We start from the raw sequence: 21,296 nt of genomic DNA, 5'->3' as shown, positions 1-21,296 counted from the left end.
GTGTTAGTTTTGTTGAACAAGCTGGTCTCCTGCTCTGAGGAAGCGGGCGGGATTCTGGGGGCGGCCATCCACCCACACTTCATAATGCAGATGCACGCCGGTGGAACGGCCCGTTGTCCCCATGCCGCCGATCCTCTGGCCAAGCGCGATCGGCTGGCCGGTGGCGACGGCGATGGAGTTCAGATGGGCGAAGCGGGTCTTGAAGCCGTGACCGTGGTCTATCTCAACGGTGTTGCCATACCCTGAACGGACGCCGGTAAAGGACACGACGCCGGGCGCGGTGGCCGAGATCGGCGTATTCAGGGGCGCCGCGAAGTCCTGGCCCTGGTGCAGGGCGGGGCGGCCGTTGAACGGATCGAACCGCACGCCGAAGCCCGAGGTGGTGCGCGCACTGGTCGGCCTGTTGAACGGCATGCTTTCCGCGACGTCGGCCAGCCGGCGCATTTCGCTGAGGTTGTCGGCGGCGTTGCGGATGCGGATGGCAAAGGGCTCGTCGACGTCCAGGATGGCGGCCAGGGCGCTGGGGTCCTTGGCCTCGACCAGCGGCCCGCCGAGGGACGATCCGCGCGAGACATAGGCCGCCGGGTTGAGGCCCGCGAGCCGGAAGGCCAGGCGCAGACGTTCTGCGCGGTTCTGGGCGAAGGTCTGGGCCCGGGCGATCAGCCGGTCCTGATCCAGCCGCACGGCCATGATGCGTTGAACGGGGGTGGTGGTCGCCGGGTTCAGGGATTTCGCGGGTCGCAGCGCCGCCTGCGACCCCGGGATGCCCTGGAAATTGCTCATGACCCCGGTCAGGGCGGCGTGGCGGCGCTCGACCATCTCGGCCATCTCGTCGAGCGACCCATTGGTCGCGGACATGCGGACGACAGCGGTCTCGAGCCGGGCCTGAAGGTCTGCGTTGAGCCGTTCCGATGCGGCGCGGGCGCGTGCGACGTCACTGTCGGCCTGGCTGCGGGCGATCACGTCGAACAGGAAGCCGCCGGACGCCACAAGGGTCCAGGCTGCGAAAACCACGGTCACAGCCGCGATCATGGCCTGACGGCCACCGGTCAGAACATAGCCCCGGACCTCGCCGTGGCTGCGCAAATAGAGATGACGCTCCGGAAAAAAGCGATCCAGAAGGGACCGCCTGACCGCCCCTTGTTCGTCTTGCATATGAACACGCCCCCACGTTCCAAGGGCACTAAACCGTACGCTGACGCTTACGGCAATGGCGTTCACGCTTTGTTAATCATGATTGTGCGGCGCACACCCGAAAACGAATCTGGATACGGTAAAGTTTCGCCTGACAGGGGTAATGACAATTCTGTTGAGGTCAGATCCCGGCGAATTTTATACTGACGCTGGGTTGGTCAGAGGGTTCGGGCGGCGTCCAGCACCGCCTGGGCGTGACCCTTGACCGAGACCTTGCGCCAGGTTTCGCGCACGACCCCGGTTGCATCGATCAGGAAGGTGGCGCGCTCGATCCCCATGTAGACGCGACCGTAGAGCTTCTTTTCTCCCCATACTCCAAAGGCTTCGGTGACCGAGCCGTCCTCGTCCGAGGCCAGGATGACGCCCAGCTCGCGCTTGGTCTTGAACCGGTCCAGCGCCTTTACCGCATCGCGGGAGACTCCGATCACGACTGTGTTCGCGGCGGCGAAATCTTCGGCCAGGGCGGTGAAATCCTGCGCTTCCGTGGTGCAGCCCGGCGTGTCGGCCTTGGGATAGAAGTAGAGCACGACCGTCTTGCCGATCAGGTCGGCGCTGTTGATGCGACCCCCGCCGGCGGTGGGCATGTCGAAGGCGGGGGCCTTCATCCCGGCAATGATCTCGACCATTTCAGACTGCGCTCATCCCGGCGAAAGCCGGGACCCAGTTCTTAAGTGAGGCATACCGGATCGGTTCAGCCTCTTCATTCAGCAATCATCGCCCAAAGCACTGGGTCCCGGCTTTCGCCGGGATGAGCGGAATAGGGTTAGGTTGGCCGGACCAGCCTTGAGACTTTCTTGCCCTTCTGGACGAGGAAGGCCCCGTGTGCGGGATCAATTTGATTTCTGCTGTAGACCTCGGAGCCGTTCACCACCGCACCGTTGATCCGGATTTCCCCGTTCGCGATCGAGCGTTTGGCGTCCTTAATCGAGGAAATGTCGGCCGCCTTCACAAGGGATTCGGGGCTTCGCAGAGTGAACGACCCATCATCGCCGGCCCACACGAAGTCGTAGACGGCGAGCGCCTCGACCTCGCCCCGCTCGAATTGACCTTCCGATCTGGCGCGGGCCTTGGCTGCGTCGTCGGCACCATGCAGCATGGTGGTCGCCGCGTCTGCCAGCGCCTTCTTGGCCTCGTTGATCTCCGCTCCCTGGCGGGCTTCCCATGCCGCGATGTCGTCCAGCGGCATGTCGGTGAACAGCTTCATGAAGCGGCCGACGTCGGCGTCTTCGGCGTTCCTCCAGAACTGCCAGTAGTCGTAGGGGCTCAGCTGTTCGGCGTTCAGCCAGACCGCGCCTTGCGCCGTCTTGCCCATCTTGCCGCCGGATGCAGTGGTCAGCAGTGGCGTGGTCAGGCCGAAGGCGGCCTTCGCATCGACGCGGCGCACCAGGTCGACGCCGGAGACGATGTTGCCCCACTGGTCCGACCCGCCCATCTGAAGGGTCACGTTCTGGCGGCGGTTCAGCTCGAGGAAGTCCACCGACTGCATCAGCATGTAGTTGAACTCGAGGAAGGTCATCGGCTGCTCGCGTTCCAGCCGCAGCTTGACCGAGTCGAAGGCCAGCATCCGGTTGACCGTGAAGTGGGTGCCGTAGTCGCGCAGGAATTCGATGTAGCCGTATTTCGACAGCCATTCGTCGTTGTCGATCATGACGGCGTCGGTGGGCCCGTCGCCGAAAGCCAGGAATTTCTCGAACACCGTCCGGATGGAAGCGATGTTCGACTGGATCGTTTCGTCGGTCAGTTGCGGGCGCGAGGTGTCCTTGCCCGTCGGGTCTCCGACCTTGGTGGTGCCGCCGCCCATGATGACGACGGGCCGTCCGCCTGCCTGCTGGAGCCGGCGCAGCATCATGATCTGGATCAGGGAGCCGACATGCAGGCTGGGCGCCGTGGCATCGAACCCGATGTAGCCTGAGACCACACCGGAGGCCGCCGCCGCGTCGAGCTCGGCCGGGTGGGTGATCTGGTGGATGTAGCCGCGCGCCTGAAGCGTCTGGAGAAAGTCGGACTTGAATCTGGGATCGCTCATGGTCGGCTCCGATAGCAGGGAGGCCGGCGCTCTGTCTCGGATTTCGCGCCGGCAAGGTGCGGCGCAGGTTCGCGGCCGCTCGCTAGATCAGCGGGCGGTAATAGAGGTCAGTCAGGGCACGGGCCGCGAACATGAGTGTTTGAGTATGGCGGTCACTTCGGGCCGTCAAGCCATGGAATATCGCGATGTCGGTGGGTGAACGGTTCCGACGGCGGTGGAGAACGCCGCATTTTCGGCATGCATTCGGGATCACCGTGGTCGCGGTCCTGCTCGGTGCGACACTGGCCTCGATGATCCAGATGCGGTTCGATCTCTACAGTTCGTCCACGACGATGACCTTGATCGTTGGCCTGACCGCAGCGGTCGGGATGCTGATCATCTGGCTGCTGGACAAGCATCGTTACGGCTGGGCCTGGGCCGTCACCCTGACCGCGCCCCCCGCGCTCTATCTGGTGATCATGCGGGTACTGGAAGCTAACCCGCCGATGCCGCCGCTGGGATAGCGGTTTCAGGCGCAACGAGGTCGCGCTATCGATCTCGGATGATCGTCACGCTGATCCCCCACCCCGGCTCGACGGAGAGCCCGCTGGCCAGTCTCCACGTCCAGTTGGAGCGACGGGGCCCGCGCCTGTGGGTTCGCTTCGTCGCCGAGGGCGCGGTCGATCGCATCGCCTGGCCGGCCCCGGCCGATCCTGGCCGCACCGATGACCTGTGGCGACACAGCTGTTTCGAGGTCTTTATCGCGGCAGCGGGCGGCTATACGGAGTTCAACCTGTCGCCCTCCGGCCGGTGGGCCTCCTATCGGTTCGACGCCTATCGCGAGGGGATGGCGGACGCGGCAGAGGTGGTCGAAGTCAGCCCGCTGGATCTCGCGGAGGACATGCTGGCGCTGGAAGCTTGTCTCGATCTGCCGTCGCCGACGGATCGGTTGGCATTGGCGGCGGTCATCGAGGCTGTCGATGGATCGAAGACCTATTGGGCGCTGGCGCATCCATCGGATAAGCCGGACTTCCATCATCCCGATTCCTTCGTTCTGGACTTTCCATGAAGACCGGCCTCGATCGCCTGCTGTCCGACCCGGCCCTGCAGGCTCAGTTGAAGGGCCGGCGCGTTGCATTGCTGGCCCATCCGGCGTCGGTGACGGCGGACCTGACCCATGCGATCGATGCGATCGCGTCCTGTCCCGATATCCAACTGACGGCGGCCTTCGGGCCCCAGCACGGAATGAAGGGCGATCTGCAGGACAATATGATGGAGAGCCCGGACGAGACCGATCCGGTGCACGGCATCCCGGTCTTCAGCCTGTACGGTGAGGTGCGCAGGCCCACCGGCCAGTCGATGGGGACGTTCGACGTCATCCTGATCGACCTTCAGGACGTGGGTTGCCGCATCTACACCTTCATCACGACCCTGCTTTACGTGCTGGAGGCGGCGGCCGAGCATGGAAAAGCGGTGTGGGTGCTGGACCGGCCCAATCCGGCGGGGCGGCCGGTCGAGGGCACGACCCTGCGGCCCGGCTGGGAGAGTTTCGTCGGGGCGGGGCCGATGCCGATGCGGCACGGGATGACGCTGGGCGAACTGGGCCACTGGTTCATCGACCATTTCAAGTTGGATGTGCCTGAGTATCGGGTGGTGCCGATGGAGGGCTGGGCGCCCGAGGCAGGGCCGGGTTTCGGCTGGCCGCTGAACGAACGATCCTGGGTGAACCCAAGCCCGAATGCGCCCAATGTGTCGATGACGCGGGCCTATGCCGGGACTGTGATGCTGGAGGGGGCGACCCTGTCGGAGGGGCGGGGCACGACCCGACCCCTGGAGTTGTTCGGGGCACCCGACATCGACGCCCGCGCGGTGATCGCCGAGATGCTCCGGATCGCGCCGGAGTGGCTGGAGGGCTGTATCCTGAGGGACTGCTGGTTCCAGCCGACGTTCCACAAGCACGTCGGGCAACTGTGCAGCGGGGTCCAGATCCATGTGGACGGACCGTTCTACGAGCACGACGCCTTCCGGCCATGGCGGGTGCAGGCGGCGGGGTTCAAGGCGATCCGGAACCTGTATCCCGACTACGATCTGTGGCGGGATTTTCCTTACGAGTATGCGTTCGGAAAGTTGCCCATCGACGTCATCAACGGCTCGCCGATCCTGCGCGAATGGGTCGATGATCGGTCGGCGACGGCGGCCGACCTGGATGCGATTGCGGGGGCGGATGAAGCGGCCTGGATCGAGGTCAGGAAGCCTTTCCTGCTCTACTAGGCTGTCCAGCCCTTTATCGTCGCTCCCGCTTTGTGGCGGTGGCGCTTTGAAAACAGGCCGCCAAACCGCCAAGCCGCCAGTTGGGCCGAAGCAAAATCAAGGACTTCGACCAAGGGGCGGAAAGCCCACCGCCAACCATGTGGTTTCCGGTCGCCGATATCACGACGTCGCAGCCTGCACTTTTCAAAGACCCGACACGTCAGATGGCGGCGCTACCATTCAAGCGCAAGGTGTCTATAGGAATATAAACATATCACCCGGATCGGTTCGGCGAGCGCGCCGGATATCGGTAGTGGCCCATCAAGCCTACGAACGGCTGGAGGCCGACCTAGTCTAGAACCTGCGGGCCAGTCCTACGCCGAACTCCACGTCCGGGCTGTCGTCGTTGAGGCCGAAGTTGAGGCCGAAGTCGAGCTGGGCATCCGGCAGGAGGGGCGGGGTCCAGATGGCGATCAGGTCGGCGCTGGCCTGGGTCGTCTCGCCCGAGGGATCTTCGTCGCGGCCGACCCAGAGCTCGGCACCCAGGATCCAGTCTCCGAGGTCGCGATCCACGTCCACGGCGAAGGAATAGGCGCCGTGCGACCCCTCGCCATCGGCGTCGCGGACGATCTCGATATAGGGCGACAGCCCTAGGCCCCATTCGTTGCCGAGGTCGATCGACACGGGCACGACGACGCCACCCTCCACACCGCTGGCGCGGACCTCGTCGCCGCCGGTGGGCACCGTGGCGTAGCCCATCAAGGCGACAGACAAGCCCTCGCCATCGGGGCGGATCAGGCCCTGGCGGACGGCCAGGAACAGGTCGCCGGTTCCTTCGGCGACATCATCGACGCCCGATGAGCGGTCGGTCACCGTTTCGCGCTGCCAGACGGTCGTTCCGATCTGGATCTCGGTCGCGGGTCCGACGCCGAAACGGGCGGTGATGGAGCCGGCCGACCAGCTGTCTGTCTCTGTGGTCGAATCGGTCTGCCGCGCGCCGTCGAACGCGCCGATCTCGATCTGCACATGGCCCTGATCCAGCACGCAGCTTGCGGCACCCTTGCCCGGCCGGTCGGCGCAGAAGGGGCGTAGGGTTGAGGACGCTGCGGTCTGAGCCATCGCGGGCAAGGCGGCGCCCAGGGCAGATGACGCGACGATCGCGGCGACCGACAATCGAATGCGCATGATGAGCTCCCCCTAGACCGCTTTATAGCCCAGCTGTCGGTGAAGAGAGCGTTATCCGCAGGTGATCAGGCCGGTTCGGCTTCCAGACGCTTGTCCAGATAGAGCCCGACGCGGCGGTCCACGGCGTCGATGTGGTTCTGCCAGAAGTGGCTCGCGCCTTCTTCCAGTTCGTAATCGATGACGATCCCTTTTTGGGTGCGCAGCTTGTTCACGACGCGCTCGACCTCGACCGGCGGGACGATGGTGTCGGCCGTGCCGTGCAGGAACAGGCCTGACGCCGGGCAGGGGGCCAGGAAGCTGAAATCATACATGTTCGACGGCGGAGAGACCGAGATGAAGCCGTCCGTTTCCGGGCGGCGCATCAGCAGCTGCATGCCGATATAGGCCCCGAACTGATAGCCGCCGACCCAAGTCTGGGTCGCAGCCGGGTTGTTGGACTGCAGCCAGTCCAGGGCCGTGGCCGCATCGGCCAGCTCGCCGATGCCGGAATCAAACTCGCCCTGCGACTTGCCGACGCCGCGCGAATTGTAGCGCAGGGTAGCGAAACCGCGCTTCTGGAACAGCTGGTACAGGGTGACCGCGACCGGGTTGTTCATATGCCCGCCCGCCTTGGGGTGGGGGTGCAGGATCAGGGCGATGGGGGCATTGGCGCGCTTGCCGGGGGAGTAGCGGCCCTCGATACGACCAGAGGCGCCGGGCAGGATGACTTCAGGCATGGGGCTCGAATAATCCGTTCAATCGTCGTTTCGTGGCCGGGGAATACTTGACCGTGGCGGTAGGACTTTATAAGTCCAGCCGGCGCACAGCGGCCTTCCTTAAAGGCGCGGCTCTTAGCACAGGGCCCCTGAAAAGCGCGAGATTTTTGAGCGGATGCGATGCGCCTGTCGACCAAGGGACGATACGCCGTGATGGCGATGGCCGATCTGGCCAAGAACGGGCTGGGCTCGGACGGGTCCGCGCGGGCCGTATCGCTGGCCGAGATCGCCACGCGCCAGGAGATTTCCCTGAGTTATCTGGAGCAACTGTTCGCCCGTCTGAGGAAGGGCGGGCTGGTGCGCAGCGTGCGCGGGCCGGGCGGCGGATACCGTCTGGCCAAGGGCGCGCACGAGACCGTGGTGTCGGAGATCGTGCTGGCTGTCGACGAGCCGATCCGGGCGACGCGGTGCGCCTCCCACTCCTCGCCCAAGGGCTGCATGATGGCCGGCGAACGGTGCATCACCCACAATCTGTGGGAAGACCTGGGCGACGAGATCCATCGCTATCTGGCGGGAGTGTCGCTGGAAGACGTGGTGATGAACCGCACGGGCGCGCGTCGGCGGTCCGGAGCCGGTCAGGCCGAAATGGAGGCGGCGGCATGAGCGGCTCTCCGGTCTATCTCGATTACAATGCTTCGGCCCTGGTGCGGCCCGAGGTTCTGGACGCCATGACGAAGGCGCTTGCCGACAACGGCAATGCCTCGGCGGTGCATGCGGCGGGGCGTCGGGCGCGGGCGCGGATCGAGACGGCGCGGGGCCAGGTCGCCGAACTGGTCGGGGCCGATCCCACCGCGGTGATCTTTACCTCCGGCGGGACCGAGGCGAATGCGCAAGGCCTGGCCAGCGCGCTGTCTCGCGAAGGGGGAGCGGCCGGCTGCGAGCGGCTGATCGTCTGTGCCACCGAACATCCCTGCATCGCCGAGGCGGCTATCGCCTCGGGCAAGCCGGTCAAGGTGCTGCCGGTCGATGGGCGGGGCGTGATCGACCTGACGAAGCTGGCGGAGCTGCTGGCCAGACCGGGCCGTGCGGTGGTCGCCATCCATCATGCGAACAACGAAAGCGGCGTGATCCAGCCGATCGCCGAGGCGGCGCGTCTGGTCCGGGCGGCCAAGGGCTGGCTGCATGTCGATGCCATCCAGTCAGCGGGCAAGATCGCGGTGGATATCCGCGTGCTCGGTGCCGATAGCCTGACCCTGTCCGCGCACAAACTCGGGGGGCCGCAAGGCGTCGGCGCGCTTGTGATGCGTGAGGGACTGACGGCAGCGAAGATCCTGCACGGTGCCGGCCAGGAACGCGGCCTGCGCGCCGGCACCGAGAACACGCCCGGCATCGTCGGCTTCGGCGTGGCGGCGGACAGTGCGCGGGCCGGTCTCGACGGTGTCGCGGCACACAAGCCCTGGCGCGACGCCGCCGAAGCGACCGTGAAGGCGGTGGGCGCGACCATCGTGGGGGAGGGCGCGCCGCGCCTGCCCAACACCCTGTTCCTGGCCGTCAGCGATTGGGACAGCCCGCGTCAGCTGATCACGCTGGATCTGGCGGGCATCATGGTTTCGGGCGGGTCGGCCTGCAACTCGGGCAAGACCAAGCCATCGCGAACCATATTGGCGACGGGCCGGTTGGACCTGGCGTCGGGGGGCCTAAGGGCGTCCGGTGGCTGGGGCACCACGGAACAGGACTGGCAGCGGTTCGCCGACGCCTGGGCTGCGGCCTATGTCGCCCAGCGGGCGCGTCAGAATGAAAGGCAGGTCGCCTGATGGCCGCCGTCCAGGAAACCATCGACGCCGTCGCCGCGCTGGAAAAGTACGAGCACGGCTTCACGTCGGACATCGACACGGAATATGCGCCGCGTGGGCTGAATGCAGACATCGTCCGCTTCATCTCCGAGAAGAAGGGCGAGCCGGAGTGGATGCTGGAATGGCGTCTGGCCGCCTATGAGCGGTGGCTGGCCATGGAGGAGCCGACCTGGGCCTCGGTGAAATACGAGCCGGTCGATTACCAGTCGCTGTTCTACTACGCGGCACCCAGGAAGAAGGACGGGCCGAAGTCGCTGGACGAGGTCGATCCGGAGATCCTGGCCATCTATGCCAAGCTGGGTATTCCGCTGGGTGAGCAGGCCGTGCTGGCGGGCGTCGAGGGCGCGCCGGGTTACGCGGTGGATGCGGTGTTCGACAGCGTGTCGGTGGTCACGACCTTCAAGGCCGAACTGGCCAAGGTGGGCGTGATTTTCATGCCGATCTCGGAGGCGCTGCGGGAATATCCCGATCTGGTGCGGCAATATCTGGGGTCGGTGGTGCCGGTCTCGGACAACTATTTCGCGGCGTTGAACTCGGCGGTGTTTTCGGACGGATCGTTCGTCTACATCCCGCCGGGCGTGCGCTGCCCGATGGAGCTGTCGACCTATTTCCGCATCAATGCGAGCCAGACGGGCCAGTTCGAGCGCACCCTGATCATCGCCGACAAGGGCAGCTACTGCTCCTATCTGGAGGGCTGCACCGCCCCGATGCGCGACGAGAACCAGCTGCATGCGGCCGTGGTCGAATTGGTGGCGCTGGACGACGCCGAGATCAAATATTCGACGGTCCAGAACTGGTACCCCGGCGACGCCGAGGGCAAGGGCGGCATCTACAACTTCGTCACCAAGCGCGCCGACTGCCGGGGCGACCGGTCGAAGGTGTCGTGGACCCAGGTCGAGACCGGCTCGGCCGTGACCTGGAAATACCCGTCCTGCATCCTCAAGGGCGAGGAGAGCTCGGGCGAATTCTATTCGATCGCCATCACCAACGGACATCAGCAGGCCGACACCGGCACCAAGATGATCCACCTGGGCAAGAACTCGAAGAGCCGGATCATCGCCAAGGCGGTCTCGGCGGGCAAGTCTGACTCGACCTATCGCGGCCTGGTGTCGGTGCACGCCAAGGCGACGGGTGTGCGCAACTTCACCCAGTGCGACAGCCTTCTGATCGGCGGCGACTGCGGCTCCCACACCGTGCCCTACATCGAGGCCCGCAACGGCTCGGCCCAGCTGGAGCACGAGGCGACGACGACGCGTCTGTCCGACGACCAGCTATTCTACGCCCAGCAGCGGGGGTTGTCGCAGGAGGAGGCGGTGGCCCTGCTGGTCAACGGCTTCGTCCGCGACGTAATGCAGAAGCTGCCGATGGAATTCGCCGTCGAGGCCCAGAAGCTGGTGGCGATCTCGCTTGAGGGGAGCGTGGGGTGAAGAGTTTCGACCTCGCGATAAACTACGCACAGGTCTCCGTTTTCGATGCGGGTCTAGACCTGCCCTACAACGACTGGACGCCAGCCCATGTGCAACAGGGTTTCTCCTGGAGGCCGGGGAGTGTTTCTTTCGCCTTACCGGCAGTAGACGCTGTCCACGTGGAAATCCGACTGGCGACAAGCCGGGTCTCTCCTCAGTCCAATGCGAAGCGCGCTGTTGTCGTCCCGATCGAAAAGCGAAGCACTGACCTGATCGTTGGCAGCATCATGAGTGCCCAGCATCAGATTGAGCTTTCTGAAGGTCGCTATGGCCTTTTGTTTGAAGCCACTGACGACATCCCTGCCAACGTAGCCTTGACCTTTTTCCCGTCCTCCGAGGACGCGTTCGCTGTGCTCATTGCCAGCGATGAAATGAACCCGGACGCCGCCATCGTCCGTGAAGCGGAATCTGCCTAAATGCTCTCCATCTCCAACCTCCACGTCTCCGTCGGCGACAAGCCGATCCTCAAGGGGCTGACGCTCGACGTTCCGGCGGGCGAGGTGCACGCCATCATGGGGCCGAACGGGGCCGGCAAGTCGACGTTGGGCTATGCCCTGTCGGGACGGCCCGGCTATGAGGCGGTCGAGGGATCGGTGGAATGGCGGGGCGAGAGCCTGCTCGACCTCGATCCGGCGGCGCGGGCGGCGAAGGGCGTCTTCCTGTCGTTCCAGTATCCGATCGAGATCCCCGGCGTCCCGGCCCTGACGTTTGTGCGCACGGCGTTGAACGCCCAGAAGCGGGCGCGGGGCGAGGACGAGGTGTCGGCGCCGGCGTTCCTGAAACAGGTCAAGGCGGCGTCGCAGGCGCTGAAGATGGACTTCGACATGCTGAAGCGGCCGCTCAACGTCGGCTTCTCGGGCGGTGAGAAGAAGCGGATGGAGATCCTGCAGATGGCTCTGCTGGAGCCGTCGCTGCTGATCCTCGACGAGACGGATTCGGGGCTGGACATCGACGCCCTGCGGATCGTGTCCGAGGGGGTCAATGCGCTGCGTTCGCCCGACCGCGCCATGCTGGTGATCACCCACTATCAGCGGCTGCTGGACTATATCAAACCGGACCGGGTGCATGTGTTGGCCGCCGGGCGGATCGTGGCCTCGGGCGGGCCGGAACTGGCGCTGAAGCTGGAGGCGGAAGGGTATGATCAATACCTGCCGGTCGCGGCGTGATTGCTCTGACCGAACGCGAACTGGAGGTCCTTGAGGCCCTCGATCAGCGGACTGGACCGACGGCTGAGAAGGCACAGGCCGATTTTCGCCGTGGCGGCCTCCCGACGCGTCGGAATGAGGCATGGAAGTACTCTGATTTGCGCGCTGCGGCCCGTCGGGTCGACACCACTATTCTGGCTGACTGGTACAAGTTTTTTCCGATTGGTCCCGAAGCGGATAGTCTTGAGCAGGCTCCGGACTCTGACATCTTTGCTGCTCGCTGGGCCGCAGCGATGGAGCCGGAGGCGACAGTATACCTAGTCGCGGCGGGCGAGACGCGTGATCTGGAAATTGAGATCGATGGTCACGACGGCTTCGGCCATGCAACGACGATTGTCCGGGTTGCTCCGGGCGCGACCTGCGTGGCGCGTGAACGCTATATCGGTTCCGCGACCAGCCTCGGCAACAAGGTTTTCCGCTACGAAGTCGGCGAGGGCGCGACGCTCCATCGAATTGTTTTGCAGGAAAAATCAGAAGGCGCGGTGATCATCTCAACGGCCTTTGTCGATGTTGCTGAAGGCGCGTCATTCACCCAGTTCACAGCCGCGGAAGGCGCGGGACTGGCGAGGCTGGAGACGCAGGTCCGACACGCCGGGAATGGCGCTTTTGTCCGGCTCGACGGCTTGTACCTACTGTCGGACAGCCTTCATGCAGATTTGACCTCGGTGGTCGATCACGCTGGCCCTAACGGCCAGACGTCGCAACTGACCAAGGGCGTGGTCCGCGACACCGCACGCGGCGTGTTTCAGGGCAAGATCGTCGTCGAGCGCGGGGCGGACGGGACCGATGCGCGGATGGGGCACCACGCGCTGATCCTGGGCGAGCGGGCCGAGGTGGATGCTAAGCCGGAGCTGGTGATCTATGCCGATGACGTGCAGTGCGCGCACGGTAACACGGTCGGCAATCTGGACGAGAGCGCGCTGTTCTACATGCAGCAGCGCGGCATTCCGGTGGATGAGGCGCGGGCTCTGCTGACGCAGGCCTTCCTGATCGAGGTCGTCGACCGGATCGAGCACGACGGCGCGAGGGAGGTGGTGCGGTCATGGCTGACGGAACGGCTCTGATGGGCAAGACCTTTGACGCCCATGCGGTGCGGGCGCAGTTCCCGATTCTGTCGCGGACGGTGAACGGCAAGCCGCTGGTCTATCTGGACAACGCCGCCTCGGCGCAGAAGCCGCGGGCGGTCATCGACGCCCTGGTGGCGCAGATGGAGGGCAGTTACGCCAACGTCCATCGTGGCCTGCACACCCTGTCCAACGAGGCGACCGAGGCGTTCGAGGCGGCGCGCGAGATCGTGGCGCGGTATCTGAACGCGCCGCATTCGGACACCATCGTCTGGACCAAGGGTGGCACCGAGGCGATCAATCTGGTCGCGAACGGCATCGGCCTGTCGATCCAGCCGGGCGACGAGATCATCGTCTCGGAGATGGAGCACCACTCCAACATCGTGCCCTGGCATTTCCTGCGCGAGCGGCATGGGGCGGTGCTGAAATGGATCCCGGTGCTGGACGACGGATCGCTGGACATGGCGGCCTATGCCGAAATGCTGGGGCCGAAGACGAAGATCGTTTCCGTCACCCATATGTCGAACGTGCTGGGGACCATCAATCCGGTCGCGGAAATCACGCGGTTGGCTCACGCGGCCGGAGCACGCGTCCTGATCGACGGGTGCCAGGGGGCGGTTCACGCCTCGCCGGACGTTCAGGCGATCGGCTGCGACTGGTATGTGCTGACGGGGCACAAGCTGTTCGGCCCGACGGGCATCGGCGCACTGTACGGCACGGCGGAGGCCCTGGAGAGCCTGCCACCCTATCAGGGCGGGGGCGAGATGATCGCCGTGGTCGAGAAGGAGCGGATTACCTACGCCGCGCCGCCGCACCGGTTCGAGGCGGGCACGCCCCCGATCCTGGAGGCGATCGGTCTGGGGGCTGCGCTGGAATGGCTTTCCACGTTCGACCGGGTGGCGGTCGCGGCGCATGAGCATGCCCTGTACGATCACGTCCGCAGCCGCACGGAAGGCCTGAACTGGCTGCGCGAGCTGGGCACGGCTGAGGGGAAGGGCGCGATCTTCACCTTCACCGTCGAGGGCGTGCACGCCCACGATCTGGCCCAGATCATGGATCGCTACGGCGTCGCCGTGCGGGCCGGGATGCATTGCTGTGAGCCGCTGGCGAAGCGATTTGGCGTGACGTCGAGCACACGCGCCAGCTTCGCCCTATATAATACAACGGAGGATGCCGACGCCTTCGTGGATGCGCTGATCCGGGCGCGCGAGTTCTTTGTGTGATGACCGACGAGACGATTTCAAAGACTGACGCTGCCGGGGCCGACGCCTTCGCCGCCGCCTGGGACGAGCCCCAGACGAGCGCCCTGTCGCAGGCCGAGCTGAACACCCTGACCGACGACCTGATCGAGGCGCTGAAGACCGTCTATGATCCGGAAATCCCGGTCGACATCTATGAGCTTGGGCTGATCTACAAGGTCGACGTCAACGACGACCGCGACGTGATCGTCGAGATGACCCTGACCGCACCGGGCTGTCCGGTGGCCGGTGAGATGCCGGGCTGGGTCGAGGACGCAGTGATGAAGGTGCCCTCGGTCAAGTCGGCGCGCGCCAACCTGGTGTTCGACCCGCCGTGGGATTCTTCCAAGATGAGCGACGAGGCCAAGCTGGCCCTGAACATGTTCTGAGAGAGACGATGACCGACTTTGAAACATCGTCATCCTCCGGCTCGACCGGAGGACGTGTCCGCCGTCCCCGCCCCAAGGCCGTGACCCTGACCGACGCTGCCGCAGAGCGCGTGCAGGAGATCATGACCCATGCGGACAAGCCCTACATCGCCCTGCGCGTCGGGGTGAAGAACGGCGGCTGCGCGGGGCAGGAATATACCTTCGCCTATGCCGAGACGATCGAGCCGCTCGACGAGGTGGTGGAGGACAAGGGGGTCACCATCCTGATCGACCCCAAGGCGATCCTGTTCCTGATCGGGTCCGAGATCGACTACGAGACGACGAAGCTGGCGTCCAAATTCGTGTTCCGCAATCCAAACCAGACCGACGCCTGTGGCTGCGGTGAGAGTGTGACGATCATTCCGGTCGCGGCGCTGGACGCCTGATATCGTGGCGGCCCGCGATCCTGATTTCGAGGAATGGGTTCGCGAGCATCTGGCGGGTCTCGGTCCGCTGGAGTTCAAGCGGATGTTCGGGGCCGGGGCGGTCTATTCCCACGGCCTGATCTTCGCCCTGCTGGACGACGGCCTGATCTGGCTCAAGGCGGACGAGACGACCGTACCGGCGCTGGAGGCCGTGGGGTCGCGTCAGTTCACCTATCCCGGCAAGGACGGGGCGGTGATGGGCCTCGGTTACTGGAGCCTGCCTGAAAGCGCGGTCGATGATCCGGACGAGGCCGTTCGCTGGGCTCGCGAGGCTATCGATGTCGCGCTGCGCAAGGCGGCGGCAAAGACTGTGAAGTCGCGAAAGGGCGGCTCGGCGAACGCCGACATTAAATCGAGGTCATGACGTCGAGTTAAAATGACTTGGGCGGTACCGGCGCGCATTTTCTCTTCAGAGCCGGAGAGGAAACCGCCATGAATTTCGCCGTCGTCGCCACCGCCGCATCCATCGCCGTTCTGGGCCTGGTCGCCGTCGCCCCGCCTGCCAGCGCCAAGGAAGTCCCCGAGGTCCAGGTGCGCCACGCCGTGGCCCGGATGGTCGTCATCGTCGAGGATCGCGCCGACGTCGCCGTCGAGATCGAGGGCGGCACGGCCGGCCTGCCGCGGCCGACCGTGACCCGGCGCGGCGATGAGATCCGCATCGACGGCGAGTTGGGCCGCAACTCGACCCGTGAGTGCCATTCGGGCTCCTCGCAGGCGCGTCAGCCGGGCGAAGGAGCCTCGGTCGAGGTGCGGGGCAAGGGCCGGGTCGATCTGTCGGCCGCTCCTCTGATCGTCGTGCGCACACCTCGCCAGGTCGACGTCGAGGTCCAGGACGGAGCCGTGTTCGGGGCTATCGGCCGGGGCGCCAATCGCGTTGGGATCAGCAACGGCGGATGCGGTCACTGGACCGTCGCGAACGTCAACGGGCCGCTCGACGTCTCGATCATGGGCTCGGGCGACCTGCGGGCTGGAACCTCTAGCGATCTCGACGCCAACATCATGGGATCGGGCAACCTGTATGCCGGTTCGACCGGTGACCTGGACGCCAACATCATGGGTTCCGGCGACATGGTGCTGGGGTCCGCTCGGGGGCTGGACGCCAATGTCATGGGGTCGGGCGACATCCGCCTGGCCAGCATCAACGGGCCGGTGAACGCCAGTGTGCCGGGGTCGGGGAATATCATCATCGCGGCGGGTCGCGCCTCCAGCCTGTCTGCCAACATCATGGGATCGGGTGACATCGACGTGCGCGGGGCCGCCGGGTCGGTCTCGGCCAACATCATGGGGTCCGGCGACATCCGGGTGATTTCGGCCAGCGGACCGATCTCCCAGACCACCATGGGCTCGGGCCGGGTCCGCGTCGGCTCATAAGGGAATCACACGCCGCCGGCCCGTCAGGATCGGAGAGGTGGATAAGGCGGGCAAAACCGTCACCATGGGTCCTGACCGGGCATTTCCGGTCAGGACCTTTTGCTATGTCTCGACTGTTCGCGGCCTCGCTTGCCGCCGTGTCCCTGATCTCGGCCGCCGGCGCCGCCGCCACGACCCAGGAGCCGTCGCCCAAGACGCCGGAGGGCCTGACCTGGTTCGTGCTGAACGAGATCAACAGCTTCTATCTGGACCGCGATGACCCCACGAATCGGCCTGCGCTGGTGACCGAAGTGCCTGAGGATGTTCTGGTCCCGGTCGACATCAGCAAGGACGGCCATACGGACTGGCTGATCAACTGGCCGGACTCGAGCCAGTTCTGCGGCACCGGCGGCTGCGCGCGGACGCTTTACGTCAGCCGTGTCTTCGAGGACGGCCCGGTTACCGACGTGGAGGGTGGCGCGCATGACTACGGCTTCGTCCGCGCCTTCGATCGTCAGAGCGGCGAGCTCGACATCCGCGAAGTGGACGGCGAGGTCCGGGTCGAATCGTCCTTCCACCACCTGAACTGCGAAGATACGCGCGATGACTGCCGCCTGGCCTGGGGCTGGGATCCACGCGCGGGCGCGCTGGTCGAGCGGCCGTCGAGCGACGGCCATCACATCCTGCTCAGCGCCGGCCAGTCGCCGGTGGACAGGGAGGACAGCAAGGACGGTCCCGACTGGGTTCCGGCGGCCCTGTCCGAGCTGCGCACGGCGGGCCGGAAGGTCTGCCCCAGCCTTGAAGACGAGGCGCTGACGGCGTTCGTCGATCCCTCGCTCAGCGACATCCCCGACCTGAACGGTGACGGCATCCGCGACTGGGTCATCGGTCCGCCCGCGATCTGCACAGGGGTCGCCGAAGGATACAGCTTCCAGGTCTGGGTCTCGGACGGCGCGGGGAACGGACCGAACGGACGGGGCGGGCCGGCGGTGATGGCCTATCAGGGCGGGGTCGGCCGCTGGGTGAACATCGATGTGGCCCCGACGCCGGCCCGGCTGATCGACGCGCCCGACTGTGAGTACGGCAAGGTCTGCACGGGCGTGACCCTGCGCTGGGACCCGGCGACGAAACGGCTGGTGCGATAGGGAGAGGCCGTGAGGGGGCGAGGAGTCAGAAACCCAACCCCGCCTCAGTTTCGCCGCTTGACGAAACGGGACTCAATCGTCATAAGCGCCAACTCTTGTTGGACCGGCTGTGCAGAGCAATCTGCAGACGCGGTCCGCAGGAACGACCTCGGACCTGTTCTTTGCAGCGACCAGGGACTTCAACGGCTCTCGCGGGCGACTGCGTGGGCCGATCGTTTTTGCGGACGTGCGTACTCTGAGGGCATTCGTGCCTGAAGGCCTCCGGTCTTTGAAATGGTTCACAGGGACGCAGGTTCGCCTGCTTGGGAAATACGACCGATATGGATCAAAGCATCCGCATCAGGCTCAAGGCCTTTGATCACCGCGTCCTCGACTTTTCGACGCGCGAGATCGTCAACACCGCCAAGCGCACGGGCGCGACCGTTCGTGGTCCGATTCCGCTGCCGACCCTGATCGAAAAGTTCACCGTGAACCGCTCGCCGCACGTCGACAAGAAGTCGCGCGAGCAGTTTGAAATCCGCACGCACAAGCGTGTCCTCGACATCGTCGACCCCACCCCGCAGACCGTGGACGCGCTCATGAAGCTCGACCTGTCCGCCGGCGTGGACGTCGAGATCAAGATTTAAGTAGAAAGAGGCGGGATCCGATGCGCACGGGCGTGATCGCCAAGAAGCTGGGCATGACCCGCGTGTTCGCCGATGACGGCGCGCACGTTCCGGTCACTGTGCTCCAGCTCGACGACTGTCAGGTCGTCGGCCAACGTACTCAGGAGCGGGACGGCTATGTCGCCCTGCAGCTGGGTGCCGGTGCCAAGAAGGCAAAGAACACCAACAAGGCTCAACGCACGACGTTTGCGACTGCAGAAGTCGAGCCCAAGCATGTCGTCATGGAGTTCCGGGTAACGGACGACGCCATGATCGACGTCGGTTCGACCCTGACGGCCGACCATTTCGTCGCCGGCCAGAAGGTCGATATCCAGGGCGAGACGATCGGCAAGGGCTTTGCCGGCGGCATGAAGCGCTGGAACTTCGGCGGTCTGCGGGCCACCCACGGCGTTTCGGTCTCGCACCGTTCGCTGGGTTCGACCGGCCAGCGCCAGGACCCCGGCAAGACCTTCAAGGGCAAGAAGATGGCGGGTCAGCTCGGTAACGAGACGATCACCACCCAGAACCTGACGGTCGTCCGTGTCGACGCCGAGCGCGGCCTGATCCTGGTCAAGGGCGCTGTCCCCGGCCACGAAGGCTCGTGGGTCAAGGTCCGCGACGCGCACAAGAAGACGCACGCCGACCTGCCGTTCCCCGGCTCGTTCAAGACCAAGGGCGGCGCTGCAGCCGCTCCGGCCGAAACGCCTGCTGAAGAGCCGGTCGCGGTCGAAACCGTCGAAGGCGGTGAAGTTTAATGAAACTCTCGGTCATCAAACTCGACGGCAAGGCCTCGGGCGACGTTGAACTGTCGGACGCCGTTTTCGGCATCACCGACATTCGCGGCGACCTGCTGGCCCGTTACGTCAACTGGCAGCTGGCCAAGCGCCGCGCCGGCACCCACAAGGTCCAGACCCGGAACGAGAACTCTCGCACCGGCAAGAAGATGTACAAGCAAAAGGGCACCGGCGGCGCCCGTCACGGTTCGCGCCGTGCGCCGCAGTTCGTCGGTGGTTCGCGCGCTTTCGGCCCGGTCGTTCGCGATCACGGCTTCGATCTTCCCAAGAAGGTCCGCGCCCTGGCCCTGCGTCACGCCCTGTCGTCCAAGGTGAAGTCGGGTGGCCTGGTGGTCGTCGACAGCCTGTCCATCAAGGATGCCAAGACCTCGGCGCTTCGTGAAACCCTGGGCAAGCTGGGCTGGACCCGCACCCTGGTCATCGCCGGCCCGGAAGTGGACGCCAACTTCGCCCTGGCCGCCCGCAACATCCCGCTGGTGGATGTGCTGCCGAACGCCGGTCTGAACGTCTATGACATCCTGCGCGCTGACAAACTGGTGCTGACGAAGTCTGCCCTGGAAGCCATCGAGGCGACCTATGCCGACTACAAGCCCTCGCGTCGCGAGCAAGCCCAGAAGGAAGCCGCGTAATGGCCGGCGCAACTCCTACCGCAAAACATTACGACACCATCTTGGCTCCGGTGATCACCGAAAAGGCCACGATCCTGTCGGAGCAGAACAAGGTCGTGTTTCGGGTTTCCGGCACCTCGACCAAGGACGAGATCGCCGCGGCGGTCGAAAGCCTGTTCAAGGTCAACGTCCTGAAGGTCAACACCCTGGTTCAAAAGGGCAAGACCAAGCGCTTCCGCGGCATCATGGGCCGTCGGGTCGACATCAAAAAAGCGATCGTGACGCTGGCCGACGGCCAGTCGATCGACGTCACCACGGGGCTCTGATCAGATGGCCTTGAAAACATACAATCCGACATCGCCGGGCCGTCGCGCCCTGGTGCTGATCGACCGCTCGGAGCTCCACAAGGGCCGTCCCGAGAAGTCGCTGACCGAAGGCCTGACCAAGTCGGGCGGTCGCGGTGCCGGTGGTCGTATCGCCGTCCGCTTCCGCGGCGGTGGTGCCAAGACCCTGTACCGCAAGATCGACTTCAAGCGTCGCAAGTTCGCCACGGCGACGGTCGAGCGCCTGGAATACGATCCGAACCGGACCGCCTTCATCGCCCTCATCACCTATGAGGACGGCGAAAAGGCCTACATCGTCGCGCCGCAACGCCTGAAGGCGGGCGACACGATCGTGGCCGGCGAGAAGACGGACGTTAAGCCGGGCAACGCCATGCCGCTGCGCTCGATCCCGGTGGGTACGATCATCCACTGCGTCGAGATGAAGCCGGGCAAGGGCGCCCAGCTGGCCCGTTCGGCCGGTGCCTACGCCCAGCTGGTCGGCCGCGATCAGGGCTACGCCCAGATCCGTCTCGGCTCGGGCGAGCTGCGCATGGTCCTGGACGGCTGCATGGCCACGGTCGGTGCCGTTTCGAACGCCGACCACATGAACCAGAACCTGGGCAAGGCCGGTCGCGTCCGTCACATGGGCTTCCGCCCGCACGTTCGCGGCGTCGCCATGAACCCGGTCGATCACCCGCACGGCGGCGGCGAAGGCCGCACCTCCGGTGGCCGCACCCCCGTTACGCCGTGGGGTAAGGACACCAAGGGCACCCGTACCCGCAAGAACAAGGCGACGGACAAGTTCATCATCCGTACCCGCCACGTTAAGAAGGCTCGCTAAAGATGGCCCGCTCCTCCTGGAAAGGCCCGTTCGTCGACGGGTATCTGCTCAAGAAGGCCGACGCCGTTAAGTCGTCGGGCCGCAAGGACGTGATCAAGACCTGGTCGCGCCGCTCCACCATCCTGCCGCAGTTCGTCGGTCTGACGTTCGGCGTCCATAACGGTCAGAAGCACGTTCCCGTGTCGGTCTCGGAAGAGATGGTCGGCATGAAGTTCGGCGAGTTCGCCCCGACCCGGAACTTCCCGGGTCACGCGGCGGACAAGAAGGCCAAAAGGAAGTAACCGATGGCCCAGACCAAGAACATTCGTCGGGTCGGCCCGACCGAGGCCCGCGCCAAGCAGGTCAACATGCGCATCAGCCCTCAGAAGCTGAACCTGGTCGCCGCCTCGATCCGCGGCATGCCGGTTCAGAAGGCGCTGAACGAGCTGGAATTCAGCCGTAAGCGCATCGCCGGCGACGTCCGCAAGGTCCTGTATTCGGCGATCTCGAACGCCGAGAACAACCACAACCTCGACATCGACAACCTGGTCGTCGCCGAGGCCTTCGTGGGCAAGAACCTGGTGATGAAGCGTTTCGCGAGCCG

Annotated in this window: 27 protein-coding genes; 22 read left to right on the top strand and 5 right to left on the bottom strand. The window is 65.2% G+C overall.

The window, feature by feature from the left end; translation table 11 throughout:
- Positions 1 to 3: 3 nt before the first annotated feature.
- The 3 genes from JHC99_RS09270 to tyrS form a co-directional block, all read right to left on the bottom strand.
- Positions 4 to 1,155: a M23 family metallopeptidase gene (locus tag JHC99_RS09270; protein WP_292153607.1), complete on the bottom strand. Its 1,152-nt coding sequence runs from the start codon at positions 1,153 to 1,155 to the stop codon at positions 4 to 6.
- A gap of 197 nt (positions 1,156 to 1,352) precedes the next feature.
- Positions 1,353 to 1,820, bottom strand: a complete 468-nt coding sequence (gene bcp, locus JHC99_RS09265; RefSeq protein WP_292153605.1) for a thioredoxin-dependent thiol peroxidase — start codon at positions 1,818 to 1,820, stop codon at positions 1,353 to 1,355.
- 137 nt (positions 1,821 to 1,957) lie between these two features.
- On the bottom strand, positions 1,958 to 3,220 hold the full coding sequence (tyrS, locus tag JHC99_RS09260; RefSeq protein ID WP_292153602.1) for a tyrosine--tRNA ligase: 1,263 nt from the start codon (positions 3,218 to 3,220) through the stop codon (positions 1,958 to 1,960).
- 254 nt (positions 3,221 to 3,474) lie between these two features.
- Here tyrS and JHC99_RS09255 point away from each other — a divergent pair, with 254 nt between their 5' ends.
- The 3 genes from JHC99_RS09255 to JHC99_RS09245 are packed head-to-tail and all read left to right on the top strand — an operon-like array spanning position 3,475 to position 5,470.
- Entirely contained in the window at positions 3,475 to 3,723 is a 249-nt protein-coding gene (locus tag JHC99_RS09255) for a hypothetical protein (protein WP_292153600.1), read from the top strand.
- 38 nt (positions 3,724 to 3,761) lie between these two features.
- On the top strand, positions 3,762 to 4,268 hold the full coding sequence (locus JHC99_RS09250; protein ID WP_292153599.1) for a DOMON-like domain-containing protein: 507 nt from the start codon (positions 3,762 to 3,764) through the stop codon (positions 4,266 to 4,268).
- Complete coding sequence (locus JHC99_RS09245; RefSeq protein ID WP_292153597.1) at positions 4,265 to 5,470, top strand: DUF1343 domain-containing protein; 1,206 nt, start codon at positions 4,265 to 4,267, stop codon at positions 5,468 to 5,470. The genes JHC99_RS09250 and JHC99_RS09245 overlap by 4 nt, the downstream gene beginning before the upstream one ends.
- A 333-nt stretch (positions 5,471 to 5,803) precedes the next feature.
- Here the strand turns inward: JHC99_RS09245 and JHC99_RS09240 are convergent, their stop codons facing one another.
- Both JHC99_RS09240 and JHC99_RS09235 read right to left on the bottom strand, forming a co-directional pair.
- The gene (locus JHC99_RS09240) at positions 5,804 to 6,634 is read right to left on the bottom strand and encodes a transporter (protein WP_292153595.1); all 831 of its coding nucleotides are present in this window, start codon (positions 6,632 to 6,634) and stop codon (positions 5,804 to 5,806) included.
- A gap of 65 nt (positions 6,635 to 6,699) precedes the next feature.
- A complete protein-coding gene (locus JHC99_RS09235) occupies positions 6,700 to 7,350 on the bottom strand; it encodes an alpha/beta hydrolase (protein WP_271146891.1) in 651 nt (216 codons plus the stop codon).
- A 159-nt stretch (positions 7,351 to 7,509) separates the two neighbouring features.
- Between JHC99_RS09235 and JHC99_RS09230 the strand changes: the two genes are divergently transcribed.
- The 19 genes from JHC99_RS09230 to rplV all read left to right on the top strand — a co-directional run.
- Positions 7,510 to 7,992, top strand: coding sequence for an Rrf2 family transcriptional regulator (locus tag JHC99_RS09230; protein WP_292153593.1), 483 nt, complete (start codon positions 7,510 to 7,512; stop codon positions 7,990 to 7,992).
- On the top strand, positions 7,989 to 9,143 hold the full coding sequence (locus tag JHC99_RS09225) for a cysteine desulfurase family protein (RefSeq protein WP_292153591.1): 1,155 nt from the start codon (positions 7,989 to 7,991) through the stop codon (positions 9,141 to 9,143). Before JHC99_RS09230 ends, JHC99_RS09225 begins: the two co-directional genes overlap by 4 nt.
- The gene (gene sufB, locus JHC99_RS09220) at positions 9,143 to 10,609 is read left to right on the top strand and encodes a Fe-S cluster assembly protein SufB (protein ID WP_292153589.1); all 1,467 of its coding nucleotides are present in this window, start codon (positions 9,143 to 9,145) and stop codon (positions 10,607 to 10,609) included. The genes JHC99_RS09225 and sufB overlap by 1 nt, the downstream gene beginning before the upstream one ends.
- Positions 10,606 to 11,064, top strand: coding sequence for a competence protein ComJ (comJ, locus tag JHC99_RS09215; protein WP_292153587.1), 459 nt, complete (start codon positions 10,606 to 10,608; stop codon positions 11,062 to 11,064). Before sufB ends, comJ begins: the two co-directional genes overlap by 4 nt.
- Positions 11,065 to 11,814, top strand: a complete 750-nt coding sequence (gene sufC, locus JHC99_RS09210) for a Fe-S cluster assembly ATPase SufC (RefSeq protein WP_292153586.1) — start codon at positions 11,065 to 11,067, stop codon at positions 11,812 to 11,814. It abuts the gene before it with no gap.
- Positions 11,811 to 12,917 carry a Fe-S cluster assembly protein SufD gene (gene sufD / locus JHC99_RS09205; protein WP_292153585.1) on the top strand — a complete coding sequence of 369 codons (1,107 nt, stop codon included), beginning with the start codon at positions 11,811 to 11,813 and terminating at the stop codon, positions 12,915 to 12,917. Before sufC ends, sufD begins: the two co-directional genes overlap by 4 nt.
- Positions 12,896 to 14,140 (top strand): cysteine desulfurase, encoded by a 1,245-nt coding sequence (locus tag JHC99_RS09200; protein WP_292153583.1) that lies wholly within the window; start codon positions 12,896 to 12,898, stop codon positions 14,138 to 14,140. Before sufD ends, JHC99_RS09200 begins: the two co-directional genes overlap by 22 nt.
- The gene (locus JHC99_RS09195; protein WP_292153581.1) at positions 14,140 to 14,544 is read left to right on the top strand and encodes an SUF system Fe-S cluster assembly protein; all 405 of its coding nucleotides are present in this window, start codon (positions 14,140 to 14,142) and stop codon (positions 14,542 to 14,544) included. Before JHC99_RS09200 ends, JHC99_RS09195 begins: the two co-directional genes overlap by 1 nt.
- Before the next feature lie 8 nt (positions 14,545 to 14,552).
- Entirely contained in the window at positions 14,553 to 14,969 is a 417-nt protein-coding gene (locus JHC99_RS09190; RefSeq protein WP_292153580.1) for an iron-sulfur cluster assembly accessory protein, read from the top strand.
- Between the two features lie 4 nt (positions 14,970 to 14,973).
- Complete coding sequence (locus tag JHC99_RS09185; RefSeq protein WP_292153579.1) at positions 14,974 to 15,372, top strand: TfoX/Sxy family protein; 399 nt, start codon at positions 14,974 to 14,976, stop codon at positions 15,370 to 15,372.
- Between the two features lie 68 nt (positions 15,373 to 15,440).
- Entirely contained in the window at positions 15,441 to 16,379 is a 939-nt protein-coding gene (locus tag JHC99_RS09180) for a DUF2807 domain-containing protein (RefSeq protein ID WP_292153577.1), read from the top strand.
- 104 nt (positions 16,380 to 16,483) lie between these two features.
- On the top strand, positions 16,484 to 17,503 hold the full coding sequence (locus JHC99_RS09175) for a hypothetical protein (RefSeq protein ID WP_292153575.1): 1,020 nt from the start codon (positions 16,484 to 16,486) through the stop codon (positions 17,501 to 17,503).
- Positions 17,504 to 17,823: 320 nt separating this feature from the next.
- Positions 17,824 to 18,129, top strand: a complete 306-nt coding sequence (gene rpsJ, locus JHC99_RS09170) for a 30S ribosomal protein S10 (protein ID WP_003164367.1) — start codon at positions 17,824 to 17,826, stop codon at positions 18,127 to 18,129.
- A 20-nt stretch (positions 18,130 to 18,149) separates the two neighbouring features.
- Complete coding sequence (rplC, locus tag JHC99_RS09165) at positions 18,150 to 18,902, top strand: 50S ribosomal protein L3 (protein ID WP_292153574.1); 753 nt, start codon at positions 18,150 to 18,152, stop codon at positions 18,900 to 18,902.
- Complete coding sequence (gene rplD / locus JHC99_RS09160) at positions 18,902 to 19,570, top strand: 50S ribosomal protein L4 (RefSeq protein WP_292153573.1); 669 nt, start codon at positions 18,902 to 18,904, stop codon at positions 19,568 to 19,570. Before rplC ends, rplD begins: the two co-directional genes overlap by 1 nt.
- Positions 19,570 to 19,875 (top strand): 50S ribosomal protein L23, encoded by a 306-nt coding sequence (locus tag JHC99_RS09155; RefSeq protein ID WP_292153572.1) that lies wholly within the window; start codon positions 19,570 to 19,572, stop codon positions 19,873 to 19,875. Before rplD ends, JHC99_RS09155 begins: the two co-directional genes overlap by 1 nt.
- 4 nt (positions 19,876 to 19,879) lie before the next feature.
- Positions 19,880 to 20,713: a 50S ribosomal protein L2 gene (rplB, locus tag JHC99_RS09150; RefSeq protein ID WP_292153571.1), complete on the top strand. Its 834-nt coding sequence runs from the start codon at positions 19,880 to 19,882 to the stop codon at positions 20,711 to 20,713.
- 2 nt (positions 20,714 to 20,715) lie between these two features.
- Positions 20,716 to 20,994, top strand: a complete 279-nt coding sequence (gene rpsS / locus JHC99_RS09145) for a 30S ribosomal protein S19 (RefSeq protein WP_292153570.1) — start codon at positions 20,716 to 20,718, stop codon at positions 20,992 to 20,994.
- 3 nt (positions 20,995 to 20,997) lie between these two features.
- Positions 20,998 to 21,296, top strand: a 299-nt coding sequence (gene rplV, locus JHC99_RS09140) for a 50S ribosomal protein L22 (RefSeq protein ID WP_292153568.1), incomplete at its 3' end; no start/stop codon positions are given.

It is taken from the genome of Brevundimonas sp. (assembly GCF_016463485.1).
Taxonomy (GTDB): Bacteria; Pseudomonadota; Alphaproteobacteria; order Caulobacterales; family Caulobacteraceae; genus Brevundimonas.
The sequence above is the reverse complement of the archived record's forward strand: the minus strand, read 5'-3'. Positions and strand labels throughout refer to the sequence as shown.